Below are 21,982 nucleotides of genomic sequence, written 5' to 3'. Positions count from 1 at the left end.
TGTTGAGTTCTCAAGGAACGGACGCTTCCTTCGTACTCACCCTCTCGGGCTTTCCTCCGGGCGCTTCCCTTCGGTGTTTCCGACTCTATCAGATCTTTTTCCGATCCGATTTCCTCGGTGCTTTCCAGGTTTCCGCTTTCGCGTTTCCCTTTCCGGCAGACCCGACTTTATCAGAAGTTTCGAGCCGGACTGACCGGCCGTTGATTTCCGATTTGATCGGGAGGGGCTTCTTGGGAATCGAAGTTTCCGAGAAGCTGACAGACACTCACTGCTGCCGACCGGTCGTCAAACCCAGTTCCAGGCAACTGTTCGAATCTACCTCCCCGTTGGCGCCGTGTCAACGGCTCCTGCGGGGCGAAGAAGAGACTAACAGCTCAGCAGGTGTGCACGCACATCAGGCGGCCGTCGGCACGGTGGCGCTGCGCTCGGCGGCCTCGACGTCGCCCGTCTCACCGGCTCGGGCCGCTCGGCCGCCCAGGACGAAGACGTAGGCGAGGAAGGCGGCCTCCGCCGTGACGCCGATGCCTATGCGGGCCCAAGTGGGCAGGCCGGACGGGGTGACGAAGCCTTCGATGGCGCCGGAGACGAAGAGGACGAGTGCGAGGCCGATCGCCATGCCGATGGCCGCGCGGCCCTCCTCGGCGAGCGCCGTGCGCCGAGACCGTGGGCCCGGATCTATGAGAGTCCAGCCGAGGCGGAGTCCGGTGCCGGCGGCAACGAAGACGGCGGTCAGTTCGAGCAGACCGTGCGGAAGGACCAGGCCGAGGAAGGTGTCGAGTCGGCCGGCCGAGGACATCAGGCCGAAGCCGACCCCGAGGTTGAGCATGTTCTCGAAGAGGATCCAGAGAACCGGCAGACCGAGGAAGACGCCCAGGATCAGGCACTGGGCGGCGGCCCACGCGTTGTTCGTCCAGACCTGAGCGGCGAAGGACGCCGCCGGGTGGCTCGAGTAGTACGTCTCGTACTGGCCGCCGGGGCGGGTGAGTTCGCGTAGTTCGCTGGGGGCGGCGATGGTGGCCTGCACCTCGGGGTGCGTACCTATCCACCAGCCCAGCGCGATGGAGACGGCCGTGGACAGGAGTGCGGTGGGCACCCACCAGCGGCGTGACCGGTAGACCGCGGCGGGGAAGCCGTGTGTCAGGAACCGTGTGACATCGCGCCAAGAGGCCCGTCGGGTTCCTGTGACCGCACTACGCGCGCGTGCCACGAGCTGGCTGAGGCGTCCGGTCAGCTGAGGGTCGGGGGCGCTGGACTGGATCAGCGAGAGATGCGTGGCCGTTCGCTGGTAGAGCGCGACGAGTTCGTCGGCCTCCGCTCCGCTGAGGCGGCGCTGGCGCTTGAGGAGCGCGTCCAGGCGGTCCCACTGGGCTCGGTGCGTGGTGACGAAGACGTCGAGGTCCATCGGTCTGCCTGCTCCTCGGCTGTTCGTCGGCGGCGCGTCGTGGAATCAGCTTGTCGTACTGGGGCGCGATGCGCCCTCAGCTTGGCAGACTGACCGTTCAAGGGGCAGGCCAGGGGAAGGACGACGGGCGTGAGCGAGCTGGTGACGGGCGAGGCGGTGGCGCTGGAGTTGCGCCCGGCGAGACTGCCCAGCAGGGCGCTCGCGGTGTTGCTCGATCTGGCCGCGGCCATGGTCGTCTACATCGTGCTGACCATCGGTCTCGTCGCCTCCACGGCTTCGCTGGACGACGCGGCGCAGATCGCGGTGTCGATCGCGAGTTTCGTGCTGGTGCTGGTGGGCGGGCCCATCGCGGTCGAGACGCTCAGCCATGGGCGGTCTCTCGGCAAGATGGCGTGCGGGCTACGGGTGGTGCGGGACGACGGCGGGCCGATCCGGTTCCGGCATGCGCTGGTGCGGGGTGGGATCGGTGTTGTCGAGATCCTGATGACGTTCGGCGTCATCGCCTGCATCGCGTCGCTCGTGTCGGCTCGCGGCCGGCGGCTCGGTGACGTGTTCGCGGGGACCCTCGTCGTCCGGGAACGGATTCCGGTCGCGCGGACGGGCTTTCTGCCTCCTCCGCCTCCCTGGCTGGCCGGGAAGTTCTCGCAGCTCGATCTGTCCGCGGTTCCCGACGGTCTGTGGCTCGCCATTCGTCAGTACCTGACGCGGATGCAGCAGCTGGATCCGCAGGTGGGCTGGGCCATGGCGGAGCGGCTCGCCTCGGATCTCGCGGCTCGTACGGGGACGCCGGTTCCGCAGGGCATTCCGCCGGCGCCGTATCTGGCCGCCGTGATGCAGGAGCGGCAGGCCAGGGAGGTGCGGCGGGCCTTGGCGAACGGTCCGGCGGCTGTGGGTCCGGCTGCCGGTGGGCAGCCTGCTGGTGCCGTGCGGCCGGCGGGTGAGCCGGGTTCCTACGGGCCTCCCACTTGGTCTGCTCCGGCGGCGGCGCCGGCCACTCATGTTGGGCAGACGGCTCAGGTCGGACAGGCGGTCCCGGCCGTTTCCCAGGACGTACCGACGTCCGCCCCGTCTGTCACGCCCGTCGCGCCCTCCCCGTCCTCCGACGGAGAGCGCGGCACCGCCGAGTCGACCGGGTTCGTTCCGCCCGCGTAGCCCGGAGACCTCGGTCGGCCGGCCGGCTGGCCGGCCTGGCTCAGGCGAACGCGGACGGCGGTGATTCGAGGTCTTCCAGCTCGATTCCGGGTGCCGCGAGGACCACGTCGCCGGCGATGTGCACCGCGTGCTGTTCACCCGTGTCCAGGGCTGTGACCTGGTATTCGTCCACGGTCAGAGGGGCGTTGTCAGTGGCGTGTGCTTCTCTGTCGACCAAGGCCCAGGACTGGTCCACGGTGCGCGGGGCGAGGACGGGGTCCGTGAAGCAGACGAGGCGTACGCGGGTTGCCGCGGCGGAGGGGGTGAGGCGCAGGAGACGGGCGGTGGCGACGAGGAACGCGGGGGATGTGCCGGTGAAGGCGTGGGCGCGCACATTGCCTTCGGTGGCATGAGCCCCGGTCGGGTCGGTACGGACCCAGGTGACGCCGTCGAGGGCGGCGCCGCGGACCTGCCAGTCCATGGCGTGCAGTTCGAGGCGGATGGGCCGGCCGAGGTCGTCGAGGGCGAGGTCGACGGAGCCGACGCGGTCGCCCGACGGGGCGGTCAGCTGGGAGACGTAGCGCCAGCCGGAAGGGCCGGGGGCACAGTGGAAGTGCTCTTCTGCGAGGGGGGTGTGATCGTGCGGATCGTGGAGCGAATAACGGCCGCGGGGCATGGGGGTCCTGGGTCTTGACGGGGCGGTCCGGCCGCAGCGGCCAAAGGGGCAGGCCCCCGGCACGGGGGTGCGGGGGCCTGCCTCGGAGGAACTGCTGCTGGTGAGCGCGTCAGCGCACCGACGCGCTCACCGCGGGCTGAGCCGAGCCGCTCAGTAGCGGTAGTGGTCCGACTTGTACGGACCCTCGACCTGTACGCCGATGTACGCGGCCTGCTCGGGGCGCAGCGTGGTCAGCTTCACGCCGAGCGAGTCCAGGTGGAGGCGGGCGACCTTCTCGTCGAGGTGCTTGGGCAGCACGTAGACGTCGGTCGGGTACTCGTCGGGCTTGGTGAACAGCTCGATCTGGGCCAGGGTCTGGTCCGCGAAGGAGTTGGACATCACGAACGACGGGTGACCGGTGGCGTTGCCCAGGTTCAGCAGGCGGCCCTCGGACAGGACGATGAGCACCTTGCCCTCGGGGAAGGTCCAGGTGTGCACCTGGGGCTTGACCTCGTCCTTGACGATGCCGGGGATCTTGGCGAGGCCGGCCATGTCGATCTCGTTGTCGAAGTGGCCGATGTTCCCGACGATGGCCTGGTGCTTCATCTTGGCCATGTCGGAGGCCATGATGATGTCCTTGTTGCCGGTCGTGGTGACGAAGATGTCGGCCTTGTCGATGACCTCGTCGAGCGTTGTGACCTGATAGCCGTCCATCGCCGCCTGCAGCGCGCAGATCGGGTCGATCTCGGTGATGATCACGCGGGCGCCCTGTCCGCGCAAGGACTCCGCACAGCCCTTGCCCACGTCGCCGTAGCCGCAGACGACCGCGGTCTTGCCGCCGATGAGGACGTCGGTGGCGCGGTTGATGCCGTCGATCAGGGAGTGGCGGCAGCCGTACTTGTTGTCGAACTTCGACTTGGTGACGGCGTCGTTCACGTTGATCGCCGGGAAGAGCAGGACGCCGTCGCGCTGCATCTCGTACAGACGGTGCACGCCGGTGGTGGTCTCCTCGGTCACACCGCGGATCTCCGAGGCGAGCTGGGTCCACTTCTGCGAGCCGTCCGTGATGGTGCGGTGCAGGAGCTCGAGGACGACGCGGTGCTCGTCGGACTCGGCGGTGTCGACGGAGGGGACCTTGCCGTCCTTCTCGTACTCGACGCCCTTGTGGACGAGGAGGGTGGCGTCACCGCCGTCGTCGAGGATCATGTTCGGGCCGCCGGTGGCGGTGCCCGGCCAGGTCAGCGCCTGCTCGGTGCACCACCAGTACTCCTCCAGGGTCTCGCCCTTCCAGGCGAAGACCGGGATGCCCTGGGGGTTGTCGGGCGTGCCGTTCGGGCCGACGGCGATGGCGGCGGCCGCGTGGTCCTGGGTGGAGAAGATGTTGCAGGACGCCCAGCGGACCTGCGCGCCCAGGGCGGCCAGCGTCTCGATGAGGACGGCGGTCTGCACGGTCATGTGCAGGGAGCCGGTGATGCGGGCGCCGGCCAGCGGCTGGGCCTCGGCGTACTCCTTGCGGATCGACATCAGGCCGGGCATCTCGTGCTCGGCGAGGGTGATCTCCTTGCGGCCGAACTCGGCCAGCGAGAGATCGGCGACCTTGAAGTCCTGTCGGTTGTCGACAGTCGTCATTGCGAGCTGCTCCTCGGGGTTGGGGCGAGGTGGGTACGGCTGTTCTGCGCGGCGGCGGACACAGGGGTGCCCGAAGAGGACACTGGGCATGCCCGCGTACGCGCAGCGCAGTCCGTCGGAGGCCCTCTCTCCCTCGGCCGGTCCGCGGTGGGACCGCCCGACCGCCATCAGCAGCGACGTCTGGCTCCCATCCAAGCTACACCGGTCGGCCCGGCCTCCCCCAGTCCACCTCCGAACGCATCCCGCCGATCACCGTGGACGGCGGGTGCGGGCCGCGGAGGTTCCGGGGCGCGATAACAGGACACCTACGAACGGGGGAACAGGTGCCCGCAGAACCGTATGAACTGGGACTTCCGCATCTTTGCGGGGAGCGTCAGGTGATGCAGGATGCCTCGGAGATCGGGAACCCCTGATCGTTCCTGCGGGCGTCCGGGACGGCGTTCCGCACGACGAAGGTGTTAGGAGATCGACGTGACCAGTCCGGCCGGCCCTCCCCCCACGGGCAACGGCGGCACCGAGCGGAAGCAGTTGAAGCTGCTCGCGGTGACCGCTTGCCCGACCGGCATCGCACACACGTACATGGCCGCGGAGAAGCTCGCGCAGGCAGCCGAGAGCCGCGGCATCGAGATGAAGGTGGAGACGCAAGGATCCATCGGGGCTGAAAACGTCCTCGATGACAACGATGTCAGCACCGCGGACGGCGTCATCGTCGCCGCGGACAAGGACGTGGACCTGAGCCGTTTCGCGGGCAAGCGGGTGCTGAAGGTCGGGGTCGCGGAGGGAATCCGTCACCCCGAGCGGCTGATCGAGCAGGTGCGGTCGGCGCCGGTGCACGACCCCGGCGGCGCCGCGGCGGCCTCGCCGGCGGGCGGCGGCAGCGGCAGGGAGCGGAGCGTCGCGTACAAGGCGCTGATGAACGGGGTCAGTTACATGATCCCGTTCGTGGTGGTCGGCGGGTTGCTGATCGCCATCTCGCTCTCGCTCGGCGGGCACACCGACCCCTCCGGTGGCCTGGTCATCCCGAAGGACTCCTTCTGGATGGACGTGAACAACATCGGCGTCATCGGCTTCACGCTGATGGTGCCGATCCTTTCCGGGTACATCGCCTACGCGATCGGCGACCGGCCCGCGCTCGTACCGGGCATGATCGGCGGCTGGATCGCGAACACGGGGTCGCTGTACGACTCCAAGGCGGGCGCCGGCTTCATCGGGGCGATCGTGACCGGGTTCCTCGCCGGATATCTGGTGCTGTGGATCAAGAAGGTCAAGGTCCCGAAGTTCGTGCAGCCGATCATGCCGATCATCGTGATCCCGATCGTGGCGACGACGGCGCTCGGGATGTTCTTCATCTACGTCATCGGCAAGCCGATCTCCTGGGTGTTCGAGCACCTGACCAGCTGGCTGAGCGGGATGACCGGCACGAGCGCGATCCTGCTCGGCGCGATCCTGGGGCTCATGATCGCGTTCGACATGGGCGGGCCGGTCAACAAGACGGCGTTCCTGTTCGGCGCGGGGCTCATCGCGACCGGCAACCAGACGGTCATGGGGATGTGCGCCGCCGCGATCCCGGTCATGCCGCTGGGACAGGGTGTGGCGACGCTGGTGCGCAAACGGCTGTACACCGAGCAGGAGCGGGAGACCGGTCTCGCGTCCCTGTTCATGGGGTGCTTCGGCATCTCCGAGGGCGCGATCCCGTTCGCGGCGGCGCGGCCCGCGCAGGTCATCCCGGCCAACATGCTCGGCGGCGCGGTGGCCGGTGCGGTCGCGGGCGTCGCGGGTGTGAAGGACGCGGTCCCGCACGGCGGGCCGATCGTGGCGGTGCTGGGCGCGGTGAGCGGCGTGCCGATGTTCTTCGTGGCGGTGGTGATCGGCACGGTCGTCACCGCGCTGGCGACGGTGGCGCTGGTCGACGTCGGCGAGCGCAGGCGGCGCGGTGCGCCGGCGGTGACCGTCGCGGGTGCGGCTGTTCCGGAGCCGGCGCTGGTCGCGGTGGGGGCAGGCGCGTCGTCGTCGGCGGGTTCCGCCGCGCCCGCTGCCGTACCGACGCAGGCTGTCGGCGGATCTCCCCTGTCCGCTCCGGAGCCGGCGACGGGCTCGACCGGAGCGGCCGCCGAGGACGAGCCGGCCGAGTCCGCCGGCTCCGAAGCCGACGCCGGCCCCACGTCCGGCCCCTCCGCCGACGCCGACTCCGGTCCCTCCCCTGCCCCCTCTCCTGACGCCACCCCCGACGTTCTCTCCGGCTACCTCACCGAGCGGACCGTCAAGGTGCGGCTCGGGGCGCGGGAGAAGGAGGGTGCGATCCGCGAGATGGCGGAGCTGCTGGCGCGCGGCGGCGACGTGGCGGACGTGGACGAGCTCGTGCGGACGGCGCTGCGGCGGGAGGAGCAGGGCACCACCGGGCTCGGCGAGGAGATCGCGATTCCGCATGCCAAGACGGACGCGGTGACCGCGCCGGTCGTCGGGTTCGCGCGCTCCGACGAAGGCGTCGAGTGGGAGTCGATGGACGGTACGAAGGCGCGGCTGGTCTTCATGATCGCCGTGCCGGAGGCCGCCGCTGGCGACGAGCACCTGCGGATTCTCGCGCTGCTCTCACGGAAGTTGATGGACGCCGGGTTCCGGGAGCGGCTGACGGCGGCCGACGACGAGCGGGCGGTCCTCGGGGTGCTGGGCGAGATCCGCTAGCGGCGCGGCGGGCCCGTGTCCGCGCGAGGGTGCGGGCCCGCACAGGCGGTTCGCAGAGGGCCGCTAGCCTCTGCGCGGCGCGGATGTTCCGCGTGGGGAGGGAGTGGCGATGAGCAAGGCCCGGAAACTGGGCATATGGGCGGGGGTCCTGGGGCCGCTGGGACTGGTGACGGTGATCGTCGCGCTCGCGAGTGCGTGGACCGGCTACCACGGGACGACCGTGTCCAGCGAGAGCATGACGCCGACCTACACGCCGGGGCAGCACCTGGTGTACGAGCGGATGGACGGGACCGGGGTGCGGCGGGGCGACGTGGTGCTCTATACGGCGCCGGACCGCTACCAGGGCCTCGCCGTCCTGCAGCGCGTCGTCGGCGTGGGCGGCGATCACATCGTCTGCTGCACCGGGGAGGGCGACGACGAGCGGCTCCTGGTGAACGGCAAGCCGCTCGACGAGCCGTACGTGTGGGACGGGATCGCCGACGGCATGCACCGGCCGTACGACGTGAAGGTGCCGAGGGGGCGGCTCTTCATGCTCGGCGATCACCGGACGAACTCGAGGGACTCGCGGTTCTTCGCCGACGACCACGGCGGGACGGTGCCGGTGAGCGCGGTCGAGGGCCGGGTGACGGACGGCTACACCGGGCTCAAGCTGCTCGGACTGGCCGCGGTGGCCGGGCTGCTGCTGGCGCTGACCGGGCTCGGGCTCGGCATCGCGGCCGTGGCCGTACGCAAGCGGGTCGTGGTGCCTCCGCCCCCACCGTGGGCCGTGCAGGTGTGACGAAGGGGCCCGCCGGGTGATCGGCGGGCCCCTCGGCCGTACGGCGCGGCGGTGTCAGTGACCGGCGGGGTGCGGCGCGGGGCCACCCGGCGTCGCCTCGCGGTCCGGGCCCTTGGCGGCCTCCGCCTCGCTGTAGATGTCCGGCTCGAGGTAGATGACGCGCGCTATCGGGACGGCCTCGCGGATCCGCGCCTCGGCGGCGTTGATCGCGGAGGCGACCTCGGCGGCCGTGTCGTCGTGCTCGACGGCGATCTTGGCGGCGATCAGCAGCTCCTCGGGGCCGAGGTGCAGCGTGCGCATGTGGATGATGCCGGTGACCGTGTCGCCGTCGACGATGGCCTCCTCGATCTTCCTGACCTCCTCCACGCCCGCGGACTCGCCGAGCAGGAGGGACTTGGTCTCGGAGGCGAGGACGAGCGCGATCAGGACCAGCAGGACACCGATGCAGACGGTGCCGATGCCGTCCCACAGGCCGTCGCCGGTGAGCAGGGCCAGGCCGACGCCGCCGAGCGCGAGGACCAGACCGATGAGCGCGCCGAAGTCCTCCAGCAGGACGACGGGCAGCTCGGGCGCCTTGGCGCGGCGGATGAACTGCGACCAGGAGAGCTTGCCGCGCAGTTCGTTCGACTCCTGGATGGCCGTCTTGAAGGAGAAGCCCTCGGCGATGATCGCGAAGACCAGGACGCCCACCGGCCAGTACCAGTGCTCCACCGCGTGCGGGTGGCGGATCTTCTCGTAGCCCTCGTAGATGGCGAACATGCCGCCGACCGAGAACAGGACGATGGAGACCAGGAAGGCGTAGATGTAGCGCTCGCGGCCGTAGCCGAAGGGGTGTTGCGGGGTCGCCTCGCGCTGGGCCTTCTTGCCGCCGATCAGCAGCAGGAACTGGTTGCCGGAGTCGGCGAGCGAGTGGACGCCCTCGGCGAGCATCGACGAGGAACCGCTGAACGCGAACGCCACGAACTTCGATGCCGCGATCGCGAGGTTGGCGCCGAGTGCCGCCACGATCGCTTTGCTGCCGCCTGACGCGCTCATGTGTTCGCGATGTCCCTTCGCCTACGTACCTGCGCCGGCCGGGCCCTCGCCCGCCGCCTTTGCCCGTCCTTTGCCGGTGGGCCATTCTTGCAGCCCGGCCCGGCAGCGGCCCGTCAGGTGTCCACAACCCCGGTCATACGATCACAGTGGCACGGAAGATCGTGCCCGCTCCGGAGACTTCGGCCTGTTCGCCCGCCGGGACGAAGACCGACTGGCCGGGGCGCAGTTCGTGCCCGTCCGCCCGCACCGTACCGGCCGTGCAGAGCAGGATCTGCGGGGTGTCGCGGGTGAGGTCGTGGGTGCTGCCGCCCTCGGGGAGGACGTACCGCGACAGCCGGAACTCGTCGATCGGCGTCTCGTAGACCTCCTCCCCGTCCGGCGCCGCCTCCGGGCGCAGCACGCCCGGGTCGCTCGCCTCGAAGCGGACGATGCGCAGGAGTTCGGGGACGTCGACGTGCTTGGGGGTCAGGCCGCAGCGCAGGACGTTGTCGGAGTTGGCCATGATCTCGACGCCGAGGCCGTTCAGGTACGCGTGCGGGATGCCGGCGCCCAGGAAGAGGGCCTCACCGGGCTGCAGGCGCACATGGTTGAGGAGCATGGCGGCGATGACGCCGGGGTCGCCCGGGTAGTGGTGGGCGATGTCCGCGTAGGGGGCGTACGCGCCGCCCAGGCGGCTGCACGCCGAGGCGGCCGCGGCCACCGTGCGGTGCATCTCCACGGGGTCGGCGGTGAGGACCGCCGTGAGGACCTCGCGCAGGGCGGCGTCCTCGGGGTGGGCCTGCAGCAGGTCGACGTACGGCTTGAGGGAGTCCACGCCGAGGCCGGCCAGCAGGTCGGCCGCCTGGAGCGGGTCGCGGAAGCCGCACAGCCCGTCGAACTCGGTGAGCGCGCAGATCAGTTCGGGCTTGTGGTTGGCGTCCTTGTAGTTGCGGTACGGGGCGTCCACGGGGATGCCGCGGCGCTCCTCGTCCTCGTACCCCTCCTTGGCCTGCGCCAGGTCGGGGTGGACCTGGAGGGAGAGCGGGGCGCCGGCGGCGAGGATCTTGAGCAGGAAGGGCAGCCGGGGACCGAACTTGGCGACGGCCGCCGGGCCGAGCTCCTTCTTCGGGTCCGCGTCGACGACCTCGACGAGCGTGCCGCGCGCGGTGCGCGAGGGTGCGCCCGGGTGGGCGCCCATCCACATCTCCGCCTGCGGCTCACCGCTCGGTTCGACGCCGAGGAGGGCGGGGATGGCGGTGGTGGAGCCCCAGGCGTAGGGGCGGATGGTGTTGTCCAGGCGGTCCATGCGGTTGCGGTTCTTTCTGCCGGTTCTTCGTGCGTACGACTTCTTCGCGCGTACGGCGCCTTGCCCTCAGGTGGCGTACGCACTCCGCTTCGCGTGGCGTACGGCGGTCAGGGGGTCGGCGTCAAGATCAGGCCCCTGAGGCGAGCGCCAGGTAAACGGCGGCGAAATCCGTGATGGCGATCAGCTCGGCGAGGGTCTCCAGTTCGTCGCCGGGCTCCGGCTCCAGTTCGCTGATCGGTGTGTCGTGGCTGAGGGCCAGCTCGCGGGCGGCGGGCGCGGCGGTGAGGCCGCCGATGGGGCGGTCGCGCAGCAGCACCACGCGCGCGTGCAGCGCGGGCGCCTCGTCCACGCGGTCGCGGAAGAAGTCGTCCGGGTCGGCGCTGGCGGCGAGCGGCCCGGCCAGCAGGGCGCTGTGCGCGGCGAGCGCCTCGGGGAGTTCGGCGACGACCGCCGGGCGGCCCGAGAGCTCGGCGAGGGCGGCGGCGAAGCGGCGGCCCGCGGGGCCCGCCGAGACGCCCTCGGTCCACACCACCGGCAGCGCGTCGGCGAGTTCGGCGGCGAGCGTCTTGGCGGGGTTGCTGTAGGTCGCGATGGCGGGACCGCAGCGTTCGGCGATGTGGTCGAGGCGGTCGGCGACCTTCTCGACGGCCTCCGGCGGCGCGCTCAGCAGCCCGGTGCGGTCCAGGAGGGCGAGCAGCGGCGTGAGCAGGGCCCACAGGACGCCGGGGGCGGACGCGGCCAGCTCCTCCTCGTCCGGTTCGTAGGGGGCCGTCGCCATCGGTACGAACAGGCCGTGGGCGCCGTCCACCGCCTCCGTGAGCGGGGTGCCCGAGGGGGCGACCGCGACGACCGTGCAGCCCCGGCGGTAGGCGGCCTCGGCCAGCAGGGACAGGCCCGGCTCGGTGCCGTCGGGGGTGGTGATCAGCAGCAGGTCCACGGAGCCGGCCCAGCCCGGGAGCTCCCAGCGCAGGGCGCCCGCGGCGGGGGCGACGCCGGTGGGGGCGAGCCGGATGACCGGGCTGCCGGGGCCGGCGAGGGTGCCGAGGAGGTCGGCGGCGCAGGTGGCGGCGGCACCGGGGCCCGCGATGAGGACGGCGCGCGGGCGGCCGTCGGGCTTGAGATCGCCGACGCCTGCCTCGGCGGCGTGCCGCGCGGCCGTGCGGACGCGGGCACCGGCCTCGGCGGCGCCGCGCAGCAGGCCGCGCCGGTCCGACTCCGCGAGGGCCTCGGGGGCGTCGAGCAGCGATTCGTCGAGCATGGGCGGCAGCCTCCGATTCGCCGGGGGTCTTCGGGTGCGCGTCGCCGGGGGCGCCGGTGTGGCCCCGGGGCGTCACGCGCGGGTGGTGGGGCCCGGCGTCACGCGGGGCGGCGGGCCTCGTCCACGAGCAGGACGGGGATGCCGTCGCGGACAGGGTAGGCCAGGCCGCAGTCCGCGCCCGTGCAGATCAGCTCGGCCTCCTGCTCCTTGAGGGGAGCGTGGCAGGCCGGGCAGGCGAGGATCTCCAGGAGAGCGGCTTCGAGCGGCATGGGGTGTCCCTTCGAGCGGGTTCGCGTGCGCTTGCTGCGGCGTGCGGTTGTGCGGATGTGCCTGGTCAGCGTACCGCCGTGGGGGGCGCGGCGGGGCGGTGCCTGTGGACGGCCGCCCCCGGTCCCGGAGGTCCCTGCAAACACCCCCCGCGGCGGGCCGGACGTCACGCCCGGATGATCGCCAGTGCCTCGTCGCGGATCTTGGCCATGGTGGCCTCGTCGCGGGCCTCCGCGTTCAGGCGCAGCAGGGGTTCGGTGTTGGACGGGCGGACGTTGAACCACCAGTCGGCGGAGGTGACCGTGAGGCCGTCGAGTTCGTCGAGGGTGACGTCCTCGCGGGCGTCGTACGCCGCCTTGACGGCCGCCAGGCGGTCGGCCTGGTCGGCGACGGTGGAGTTGATCTCGCCGGAGCCGCTGTAGCGGTCGTACTCGGCGGTGAGGGCGGACAGCGGGCCTGCCTGGCCGCCGAGGGCGGCGAGGACGTGGAGGGCGGCGAGCATGCCCGTGTCGGCGTTCCAGAAGTCCTTGAAGTAGTAGTGGGCCGAGTGCTCGCCGCCGAAGATCGCGCCCGAGGTGGCCATCTCCGCCTTGATGAAAGAGTGGCCGACGCGGGTGCGGACCGGGGTGCCGCCGTGCTCCCTGACGACCTCCGGGACCGTCCACGAGGTGATCAGGTTGTGGATGACCACACCCTGCCCGCCGTTGTGCGCCAGTTCGCGTGCGGCCACCAGGGCCGTGATCGCGGACGGGGACACCGGGTCGCCGTGCTCGTCGACGACGAAGCAGCGGTCCGCGTCGCCGTCGAAGGCGAGGCCGATGTCCGCGCCCTCCTCCCGGACCCGCTGCTGGAGGTCGACGAGGTTCGCCGGGTCCAGGGGGTTGGCCTCGTGGTTGGGGAAGGTGCCGTCGAGTTCGAAGTACATCGGGACGAGGGTCAGGGGCAGGCCCTCGAACACCGTCGGGACGGTGTGGCCGCCCATGCCGTTGCCCGCGTCGACGACGACCTTCAGGGGGCGGACCGAGGTCAGGTCGACGAGGGAGCGGAGGTGGGCCGCGTAGTCCGACAACGTGTCGCGCTGCGTGATCGTTCCCCGCCGCGCGACCGGTTGCGGAGCGCCCGACTCCGTCCACTCTTCGGCCAGTTCACGGATCTGCGTCAGGCCCGTGTCCTGGCCCACCGGCGCCGCGCCCGCGCGGCACATCTTGATGCCGTTGTACTGCGCGGGGTTGTGCGAGGCCGTGAACATGGCACCCGGCAGGTTCAGCGCGCCCGAGGCGTAGTAAAGCTGGTCGGTCGAGCACAGGCCGATCTCGGTCACGTCGGCGCCCTGCAGGGCCGCCCCGCGCGCGAAGGCGCGCGAGAGGCCGGGCGAGGACGGCCGCATGTCGTGGCCGACGACGATCGCCTCGGCGGCGGTCACCCGGACGAAGGCCGCGCCGAAGAGTTCGGCCAGCGCCTCGTCCCACTGGTCCGGGACCACCCCGCGCACGTCGTACGCCTTCACGATCCGAGACAGATCAGCAGCCACGGCCAACCCTCCTGAAAGTCCTGTCGGTCGCCCCAAACTACCCGTACGGGATGTCCGAGCGCTGTGCGCACTCCGGGTGGAGTCCCCGAACGTAACCTCAGGTCAGGACCGGGTGAGGGAGGGGTAAGAACCGGGGCCGCGGGACGGGGTCAGGGCAGCATCCACTCCAGGACCGGCGAGCTCTGGGCCATCACGATCAGGCACATGATCAGCAGCAGGCCCAGGCTCCACGGCAGCACCTTGCGCAGCAGATCCCCCTCGCGGCCCGCGAGGCCCACGGCCGCGCACGCGATGGTGAGATTCTGCGGAGAGATCATCTTGCCGAGGACGCCGCCCGAGCTGTTGGCGGCGGCCAGCAGCGCGGGAGACAGGCCGGACTCGCGCGCGGCGGTCACCTGGAGGGCCCCGAACAGGGCGTTGGACGAGGTGTCGGAGCCGGAGACCGCCACCCCGAACCAGCCCAGCACCGGCGAGAGGAACGCCAGGCCCGCACCGGCCGCCGCCACGAAGTGGCCGATGGTGCCCGCCTGTCCGGAGAGGTTCATGACATAGGCGAGCGCCAGCACGGACGTCACCGTCAGGATCGCGTACCGCAGCTCGTGCACGGTCGCCAGCCACTCGCGGGCCGCCACGCGTGCGTGCATGCCGAGCACGACGGCCGTCAGCACGCCGGCGATCAGCACGAGCGTGCCGCCCGTCGAGACGATCGGCCAGGTGAAGACGTTGCCGCCGACGGGCTTCCCGTCGGGCCCCGCGACGTCCAGGAACGGCCAGTCGTACGTCTGCGTCGTCCGGGCCAGCCAGTCCTTGACCGCCGGGATCTGCGCGACGGAGAAGACGACGACGATCAGGGCGTAAGGGGCGTAGGCGCGCAGGACTTCACCTCGCGGGTCCGCCTGGTCGAGCTCCTCGTCCCGCGAACCGGTCAGCACGGACGCGCGTACCGACTCGGTGGCGGGCACGCGCGCGTGCGGTACGGCGACCAGGGCGCCCGCGCCGGCCAAGGCGGCGCCGATGTCGGCGAGTTGCGGGGAGACGTAGTTGGAGGCCGCGAACTGGACGACGGCGAAGGCGACTCCGCACACCAGGGCGGGCACCCAGGTCTCCCGCAGACCGCGCCGGCCGTCCACCAGCCAGACCAGCACGAGTGGTACGACGAGGGCGAGCAGCGGTGTCTGACGGCCCACCACGGAGGCCACGTCGTCCAGCGGCAGCCCCGTCACCTGAGCGAGCGTCACCACCGGTGTGGCCATGGCGCCGAAGGCCACCGGCGCGGTGTTGGCCACCAGGGAGACCACGGCCGCGCGCACCGGGTCGAAGCCGAGCGCGACGAGCATCACCGAGCAGATCGCGACCGGCGCACCGAATCCCGCGAGGGCCTCCAGGAGCGCGCCGAAGCAGAACGCGACCACGAGCGCCTGGATGCGCGGATCGTCGGACAGCCGCCCGAAGGAGCGCCGCAGGATGTCGAAGTGACGGGTGCGGACGGTCATCCGGTACACCCACAGGGCGTTGACGACGATCCACAGGATGGGGAAGAGGCCGAACACGGCCCCCTGGGCGGCGCTGGAGACCGTCTGGTCGAGCGGCATGCCGTACGCGAGCCAGGCGACCAGAACGGCCGCCACAAGCCCCGTCAGGCCCGCCAGGTGCGCCTTCATGCGCACCCCGCCGAGCAGGACCAGGACGATCAGCAGGGGCAGGGCCGCGACGAGCGCGGACAGGCCGAGCGAGTCGGCGACGGGTTCCAGTTCCTGGACGTACACAGGCGCCTCCCCGGATTCCGGCATGCGGAAAGCGATTTCCCGCCGGTACGGAATGGTCGTGTCCGCGACAAGGAGGCGTCAATGCCTGTGCACCACTGAGCGAAACGTGCACGGAACGCACACGAAAACGGGGTGGCCGACCGGGAAGGCGCGGTCAGTTGTCGGGCGAGCGCAGAACCCGCAGGTGGCCGCGGCGCGCGACCTCCATCGGGTCCGCCCCGCGTCCGCCGCCGCCCGCACCGGCCGCCCGCTCCTGGGGGCGGGCCGCCTCGCGCACCGCGTTCGCAAGCGCTTCCAGGTCGTCACCGCTCGGACGGGCCGGGGCGGAACCGTCGAGCAGCCGCACGACCTCCCAGCCGCGCGGGGCGGTGAGGCGCTCGGAGTGCTCGGCGCACAGGTCGTAGCAGTGAGGTTCGGCGTAGGTGGCGAGCGGGCCGAGGACCGCGGTCGAGTCGGCGTAGACGTACGTCAGCGTCGCGACGGCGGGGCGGCCGCAAGCGGTGCGCGAACAGCGACGTACAGGGCTCACGACGTTGGACGGTACCGCACTCTTGAGCGGGCCGCGACGACTCTCCCCCAGGTCACTCCACCGTGTCGTGCTGTGAATCACCCCACACACCACCCCAGCCTCACCCGGCTGACCTGCGAGGACGGGCATTCACAGGGCGCCGGGCGGCTCCGCATCCGGTCAACAGTCCGTACAAACACCGTCATTTGCCCCGTGATCGCCGGTCTCGGAGGATACGGAATCGAGCCCAACCTTGGCTGGAATGGTCATCCTGCGACAGGCCGTCCGGAGTGGCCGGAGGGCGACCGGCACGCCGTGCGGGGCGCGGCGTGCGGCTCCGGCGGGGACTACGCTTCGTCAGTGATGGACAACCCCGTACCGCCCCGTGTCGCCGGCCCCGGGCCCCGCCGTCGTGATCGCCATGGCCGGGGCATGCGCGGCCCGATCGCGCCGCCCCAGGTGCCGCTCGCCGCGAGTCGCGCCGATGCCTTCGCGGACCTGGTGCAGGACTCCGTGGAGCGGCTGGAACGGCGGTGGCCGCAGCTCGCCGACATCGATTTCCTCGTCCTCGAGGTGCCGCGTCTGGACGGCCCCGGGCGGGCCTGGAACGACGAGGCGGTCCCGCTCGGCGGCACGATTCCCTCCCGGGAGGGACGGCCGGCGCGGGTCGTCGTGTACCGGCGGCCGGTGGAGATCCGCACGAAGGGCCGCGACGAGCGCGCGGCGCTGGTGCACGAGGTCGTCGTCGAGCAGGTGGCCGAGCTGCTGGGGCTGACCCCCGAGACCGTCGATCCGCGCTACGGCGAGGACTGAGCCGGGGCCGGCCGGTCGCCCGGCCCGGCCCGCCCGCGGCCCGGGGGCTGCCCCCGGACCCCTCGCGGCTACTTCTGCAGCACCGACAGGTCCTCGTCGGCCCGCGGCACCGCCACCGTCCCCCGGTCGTCCGGCAGGGTCTGGACCGTGAAGCCCGGGGTGCCCTCGACCTTGGCCGACAGCGTGCGGGCGCCGTAGACCGGGCCGCCGGAGAGGGTCTCGACCGTCAGCGCGTACGTGCCCTTCAGGCCGGCCGGGACCGGTGCGCCGACGTCCTCGGTGGTGCCCGCCTTGATCGTGTACGTCTTGGAGGCCGCCGTGCCGCCCTCGCTGCCCGCGGAGGCGGTCACCTTCACCTGGGCGGTGCGGGTGGGGGCCGTGAGGGACAGGGTGGAGCCCTTGCCGCTGTTGTCGGCCGCCGTGGCGCGCGTGCCCACCGGACTCGTGGCCGGGATGAAGGCCGTCTCCTGGTCGGCGCCCTTGCCCCGGACGACCCGGAGCGCGGCGACGACCGGCACGGACCCGGCGGTCGGCGTGAGGACCAGGGAGCCGGCCTCGCCGCGGGTGACCGGGCCGAGGTCGACGGCGGTGGTCATGCCCGACTTCAGGTGCAGGGTCTCGTTCCCGGCCGGGGTGATCAGGCCGGACGGCGAGGCGAGGCGCACCTTCAGGTCCGCGTCCGCGTCGCCGGGCGTGAAGGCGACCAGGCGCACGGAGGTGGCGTCCTTGGGGATGCCCGGCAGGACGAGACTGCCCGCCGGGTCGGTGGACGCGGCCAGCCAGTCGCCGCCGAGCTTGTCGTCGAGGGACTGCACGGCCGCGCCCACGCGACCGCTGCGGACGTTCACGTGCACCGTGAGGTTGGTCTGCTTCTCGTCGGTGAGCGTGGACAGCAGGACCGGGTCGGAGGAGTGCGGCGGAACCGTGATGCCCTCCCCGACCGTGGAGTCGAGGGTGCCGTCCTTGCCGTAGAGCTCGATGTCGACGACGGCGGCGGAGTCGTCGGGGTTGGTCAGGTGGACGTAGTCGGTGCGGGAGGCGTCCGTGCTGGCGCCCGGGAACCAGAACGAGGTGTCCGGGGCGGTGCAGTTGACGCCCTGGAGCCCGCGCCCGCTGCCCGCGGCGACCTGGGTGGTCTCCTGCACCGTCCACCCGGGCGCGTACCCGCCCTCGGCGGTGCCGACGTAGGCGGGCGTGTCGGAGCCGGAGGTGTCGCCGGTGACGGGCTTGCCGGGCTCCTTCGGGGCCAGGACCGGCTTGGCGGCCTTGTCCGCCGAACCGGCCTTCTTCTTGCCGCTCTTCTTGCCGTCCGTCTTGCCGCCGGTGCCGGAGGCGTCGTCCGACTGCTCGGTGGCGGCCTGGAGTTCACCCTTGCCGCCGCTTCCCGCGCCCTTGGTGACGGGCGTGAACGACGTGTACGACGTGTCGGCGATGTCGGAGGTGCTGGGCGCCGGGCAGAGCAGGCTGGTGCGCTCCACCGGCAGTTCGGCTGCCGCCTTGGCGGTGTCCGCACCGGAGGCGCCCGGCGCGCTGAGCGCGGCGAATCCGGTGACGGCGGCGAGCGCGGCGGTGCCGGCGATCAGGGAGAGGGTGGTGCGGTTCACTGCTGACTCCCGTCGGGGCGCTCAGGGGGGTGCGGCTGCTGCTGCGCCGGGTCGTACGCCGGGTCGTAACCCTGCTGGTACGACGGGTCGTAGGCGGTCTGGTCGTACGTCCCCTGGGGCGCGTTGCCGTATCCGTACGGGTCGTACTGGCCGCTCTGGTACGGGTCCGCCTGGTACGCCTGGTCGTAGCCCGCCGGGTACTGCTGGGCGTCCTGGTACTGCTCGCCGTAGCCGTTGTAGTCGGCGCCCGCGTACGTCGCCGGGTCCCACTCGTCGTAGGACTGCTGCTGCGGGATCGCGACGGGGATCTCCTCCTGCGGAGGAGAGGGGAACTCCTCGCCGGCGGCCGCCTCTTCGGCCTCGGCCTGGGCGCGCAGGCGGCGGGCCCGACGGCCCTCGCCCGCCATCGCCTCGGCGGGGACGGCCGGCTCCTCGGGCAGGTCGTCGTCGATGTGGCGGCGCCGGCCCGGAAGGGCCATGACGACCAGGACGACGGCCAGGAGGCCCTGCGCCCACAGCCACGCGGTGTGCGTGATCGGGTCGTCGAAGGTGACGTCCAGCCGGCCCCCGGAGGCCGGGAGCTGGAAGCCCTGGGCCCAGCCGTCGACCGTGGTGCGGGTCAGCGGCCGGCCGTCCAGGGTGGCCGTCCAGCCCTCGGCGGCGGTGTCGGCCAGGCGCAGGACGCGGCCGTCCGCGCCGGACGGGACCGTGGTGTGGATCTCGACCGGTCCGGCGGCCACCGGCAGTGCCGCGCCGGAGCCGGAGGTGATGGTGGCGCGCGCGACCTCCTGGTCGACCCGCCACAGGGCGCTGCCGCCCTGCTGGCTCAGGCGGGACAGGCCCGGGGTGGCGTCCAGGACCCGGGTGACGTCGCGGGGTGCGCCCTTGTGGACGAGGACGTACCGGACCGCGAACTTGCCCAGCTGGTCGGCCTGGTCGGCGCCGGAGCCGGCGACGAGGTTGGCGACGACCTTGTCGAGGCGGCTGTTCCCGCCGTCCGCCGCGGCGGCCTCGGCGTCGCCGAGACGGGCGCCGGAGCCGCGGACCAGGCTGTAGGCGACGCGGGCCGTGGAGTCGCTGTCGAGCACCAGCGTGCGGGCCTGGTCGCGGGTGCCGCTCTCCTCGGCGACGAACGCGGGCACCTGCACGGGGTCCTGCCGCTCGACCGGCCCGTCGGCGCCGCGGATCATCCAGCCGAAGGCGAGGACCAGCGGGCCCGCGATCGAGGCGAAGGCGATCAGTGCGGCCACCGGCTGGCGCCACCCGAAGCTCTGCTCGGCCACGCGCGTGCGTGCGCCGTCGGCGCCGAGGGAGGCGGCGGTCAGCAGGGCGATGCCGTAGACGAGGGTCGCGGGGCCCGCCCAGGTCGATCCGTTGGACAGGACCGCGAAGACGAGGCCCACCAGGGCCACCGCCCAGGCCGTCCAGATGCCGAACTGGCGCTCCGAGCGCAGCAGTGCGGCCAGCGCGGCCAGCACGATGCCGATGAGCATCAGCCCGCTGACCGTGCCCGGGCCGCCGGGGCTCGCGCCGAGCAGGTCGAGCGCGGAGGCGGACGAGGGGTCGTAGTCCAGCCCGGCCTGCTGGAAGAAGCCGAACGGGAGCAGCGACAGCGACCAGGGCGCCAGGACCAGCAGCGGGGTGCCGAGCTGGGCCAGGAAGCGCAGCCCGTGGGCGGGGAGGTCGGTGCGGCGCAGGGCCAGCAGCGCGACGCCGAGGACCAGCGCGATCGGCCACACGATCGGCGTGAACGCCGTCGTGACCGTCAGCAGCAGGGCGTACGCCCAGGTGGCGCGCCAACTGCCGCGCGCGCCCGAGCTGTTCGTCAGGCCGGCGGCGGCGATGCCCGCGCGCGCGATCAGCGGCAGCAGGACGGCCAGCACGGCGGTGCCGATGCGGCCGCCCGCGAGCGCGCCCGTGGCGGCGGGCAGGAAGGCGTAGACGACGGCCGCCCACGCACGCAGCAGGCGCGACTCGACGAGCGGGCGGGAGGCGAAGTACGCGGTGAGACCGGCCAGCGGCACGGAGCACACCAGCAGGACCGTGACCGCGAGCCCGGTCGAGCCGAACAGCACGGTGGCCAGCATCGCCACGATCGCCAGGTACGGCGGCGCGGACGGGGTGCCGCCGGCGCCCACGGCGTGCCAGGAGTCGGCGTAGCGCGACCACAGTTCACCGGCGTCGGCCGGGGCGGGCAGCAGGGCGCCGCCCCCGAGCGCGCCGCCGCCGAGCAGCTGCCGGCAGGCGACCAGGGAGACGAGCAGCAGCACCAGGAAGAGCATCGGGCCGGGCTTGCGGCCGATGCGCTTGAGGCGGGCGAACTGCTCGATCTCCAGGAACTCGGCGTCGTCGCCGCCGGGTCCGGACTCGACCGCGCCGCCGTGCCGTCCGGCGCCGGAGGTCGCTTCGGGGTCGGAGCGGCCCACGAGGTTGCCCGCGACCTGCTCCACGGTGGCGCGCACCGTCGCGCCGGGCGGCGGGAACAGTGCGCGCAGCTCGTCCTTGTCGATCTGCGGGCTCCCGCGCCTGCGCCGTCCGGCGATGATCCGCTCGGGTCGCAGCAGCGTGCCCAGCAGGCCGCGGATCTCGTCGACGGCCTGTCCGGGGACCTTGCCGACGAGGTAGGCGAGGGTCCGCAGGAGCGTGCCGAGCACCAGGCGCAGCAGCACCCAGGGCAGCACGGCCGTGCGGGCGTTGACCAGGAGGGTGTAGACGGCGCCGGCCTTGTCGACCTTGTGCGGGGAGGCGGCGGTGCGGCCCACGCAGTCGACGGTGCGGCGCTCACGGGAGGAGGCCTCGGCGTGCCGCACGACCGCCTCCGGTGCGATGAGCACGCGGTGGCCGGCGGCGTGGGCGCGCCAGCACAGGTCGACGTCGTCACGCATCAGGGGCAGCCGGCGGTCGAAGCCGCCGAGCTGTTCGAAGACGTCGCGGCGGATCAGCATGCCGGCGGTGGACACCGACAGCACCGTGCGCACGTGGTCGTGCTGGCCCTGGTCCTGCTCCCGGCGGTCCAGACCCGTCCAGCGGCGGCCGGAGTTGGCGATGCTGACGCCGACCTCCAGGAGCTGGCGGCGGTCGTACCAGCCGTGGAGCTTGGGGCCGACCACGGCCACGTCGTCGCGGCCCAGCTCCAGCTCGTTCTCCACGACGCGCAGCAGCTCGGCCAGGGCGTCGGGTTCGGGGGCGCAGTCGTCGTGCAGCAGCCACAGCCACTGGACCGGCTCTCCGTGCGGCAGTTCGGGCAGGTCGTACGCGTCGTCACGCCAGGAGCGCGTGACCGGGTCCCAGCCGCTCGGCCGCTTCAGATAGGGCAGTTCCTCCGGGGTCAGCACGGGCGCGGTGCGGGCCGCCTCCTCGACGGCCTGGCCGAAGCCGGTGCGCCGGGCGAGGTGCAGGACGCGGTCGGCGCCGAGGGCCTCGGTGACCATGTGCGCGGAGGCGTCGGCGCTGCCGGTGTCGGCCGCCATGACGGACTGGACGGGACGCTCCTGGCCGAGCAGCCCGGCGAGCACGTCGGGCAGCCAGCGGGCGCCGTCGTGCGAGACGACGACCGCCGTCACCACGTGACGCGGGAACTCTGGAGTGGCAGCGACGCCTTGCTGGGCTGCCGTGTGGCTGTGCACGGACATCGAGGT

16 protein-coding genes are annotated in these 21,982 nt (G+C 72.3%); 4 read left to right on the top strand and 12 right to left on the bottom strand.

Going from position 1 to position 21,982, the window contains the following annotated elements; genetic code table 11:
• Positions 1 to 394: 394 nt before the first annotated feature.
• Positions 395 to 1,402: a stage II sporulation protein M gene (locus ACFU97_RS41425; protein WP_384267196.1), complete on the bottom strand. Its 1,008-nt coding sequence runs from the start codon at positions 1,400 to 1,402 to the stop codon at positions 395 to 397.
• Between the two features lie 129 nt (positions 1,403 to 1,531).
• Between ACFU97_RS41425 and ACFU97_RS41420 the strand changes: the two genes are divergently transcribed.
• Positions 1,532 to 2,554: an RDD family protein gene (locus tag ACFU97_RS41420; RefSeq protein ID WP_384267193.1), complete on the top strand. Its 1,023-nt coding sequence runs from the start codon at positions 1,532 to 1,534 to the stop codon at positions 2,552 to 2,554.
• Between the two features lie 40 nt (positions 2,555 to 2,594).
• Here ACFU97_RS41420 and ACFU97_RS41415 read toward each other — a convergent pair whose 3' ends face one another.
• Entirely contained in the window at positions 2,595 to 3,209 is a 615-nt protein-coding gene (locus ACFU97_RS41415) for a hypothetical protein (RefSeq protein ID WP_384267191.1), read from the bottom strand.
• Positions 3,210 to 3,359: 150 nt separating this feature from the next.
• Complete coding sequence (ahcY, locus tag ACFU97_RS41410) at positions 3,360 to 4,817, bottom strand: adenosylhomocysteinase (protein WP_384267188.1); 1,458 nt, start codon at positions 4,815 to 4,817, stop codon at positions 3,360 to 3,362.
• 471 nt (positions 4,818 to 5,288) lie between these two features.
• Here ahcY and ACFU97_RS41405 point away from each other — a divergent pair, with 471 nt between their 5' ends.
• Positions 5,289 to 7,499 (top strand): fructose-specific PTS transporter subunit EIIC, encoded by a 2,211-nt coding sequence (locus ACFU97_RS41405; protein WP_384267186.1) that lies wholly within the window; start codon positions 5,289 to 5,291, stop codon positions 7,497 to 7,499.
• Between the two features lie 109 nt (positions 7,500 to 7,608).
• Positions 7,609 to 8,277, top strand: coding sequence for a signal peptidase I (gene lepB, locus ACFU97_RS41400; RefSeq protein ID WP_384267183.1), 669 nt, complete (start codon positions 7,609 to 7,611; stop codon positions 8,275 to 8,277).
• A 54-nt stretch (positions 8,278 to 8,331) separates the two neighbouring features.
• On the opposite strand, the gene ACFU97_RS41395 is transcribed toward lepB, so the two are convergent.
• The 7 genes from ACFU97_RS41395 to ACFU97_RS41365 form a co-directional block, all read right to left on the bottom strand.
• Positions 8,332 to 9,312 (bottom strand): cation diffusion facilitator family transporter, encoded by a 981-nt coding sequence (locus ACFU97_RS41395; protein ID WP_384267181.1) that lies wholly within the window; start codon positions 9,310 to 9,312, stop codon positions 8,332 to 8,334.
• 133 nt (positions 9,313 to 9,445) lie between these two features.
• Entirely contained in the window at positions 9,446 to 10,597 is a 1,152-nt protein-coding gene (gene manA / locus ACFU97_RS41390; RefSeq protein ID WP_384267178.1) for a mannose-6-phosphate isomerase, class I, read from the bottom strand.
• A gap of 127 nt (positions 10,598 to 10,724) precedes the next feature.
• Positions 10,725 to 11,855: an SIS domain-containing protein gene (locus ACFU97_RS41385; protein ID WP_384267175.1), complete on the bottom strand. Its 1,131-nt coding sequence runs from the start codon at positions 11,853 to 11,855 to the stop codon at positions 10,725 to 10,727.
• A 98-nt stretch (positions 11,856 to 11,953) separates the two neighbouring features.
• Positions 11,954 to 12,124 carry a Trm112 family protein gene (locus tag ACFU97_RS41380; RefSeq protein WP_384267173.1) on the bottom strand — a complete coding sequence of 57 codons (171 nt, stop codon included), beginning with the start codon at positions 12,122 to 12,124 and terminating at the stop codon, positions 11,954 to 11,956.
• Positions 12,125 to 12,288: 164 nt separating this feature from the next.
• Positions 12,289 to 13,653, bottom strand: coding sequence for a phosphomannomutase/phosphoglucomutase (locus ACFU97_RS41375; protein ID WP_384267170.1), 1,365 nt, complete (start codon positions 13,651 to 13,653; stop codon positions 12,289 to 12,291).
• 149 nt (positions 13,654 to 13,802) lie between these two features.
• A complete protein-coding gene (locus tag ACFU97_RS41370; protein WP_384267168.1) occupies positions 13,803 to 15,419 on the bottom strand; it encodes an L-lactate permease in 1,617 nt (538 codons plus the stop codon).
• Positions 15,420 to 15,573: 154 nt separating this feature from the next.
• Complete coding sequence (locus ACFU97_RS41365; RefSeq protein WP_093748783.1) at positions 15,574 to 15,999, bottom strand: DUF3499 domain-containing protein; 426 nt, start codon at positions 15,997 to 15,999, stop codon at positions 15,574 to 15,576.
• Between the two features lie 291 nt (positions 16,000 to 16,290).
• Here ACFU97_RS41365 and ACFU97_RS41360 point away from each other — a divergent pair, with 291 nt between their 5' ends.
• Positions 16,291 to 16,740, top strand: a complete 450-nt coding sequence (locus ACFU97_RS41360) for a metallopeptidase family protein (protein ID WP_384267198.1) — start codon at positions 16,291 to 16,293, stop codon at positions 16,738 to 16,740.
• A 68-nt stretch (positions 16,741 to 16,808) separates the two neighbouring features.
• Here the strand turns inward: ACFU97_RS41360 and ACFU97_RS41355 are convergent, their stop codons facing one another.
• Both ACFU97_RS41355 and ACFU97_RS41350 read right to left on the bottom strand, forming a co-directional pair.
• Positions 16,809 to 18,344: a DUF5719 family protein gene (locus tag ACFU97_RS41355; protein ID WP_384267166.1), complete on the bottom strand. Its 1,536-nt coding sequence runs from the start codon at positions 18,342 to 18,344 to the stop codon at positions 16,809 to 16,811.
• Positions 18,341 to 21,976, bottom strand: coding sequence for a glycosyltransferase (locus ACFU97_RS41350; RefSeq protein WP_384267164.1), 3,636 nt, complete (start codon positions 21,974 to 21,976; stop codon positions 18,341 to 18,343). Before ACFU97_RS41350 ends, ACFU97_RS41355 begins: the two co-directional genes overlap by 4 nt.
• Positions 21,977 to 21,982: the final 6 nt, after the last annotated feature.

The sequence above is a fragment of the Streptomyces sp. NPDC057616 genome (assembly GCF_042800575.1).
Lineage (GTDB): Bacteria > Actinomycetota > Actinomycetes > Streptomycetales > Streptomycetaceae > Streptomyces.
Note: the sequence above shows the minus strand (reverse complement) of the source record. Positions and strands in the feature narration are given on the sequence as shown.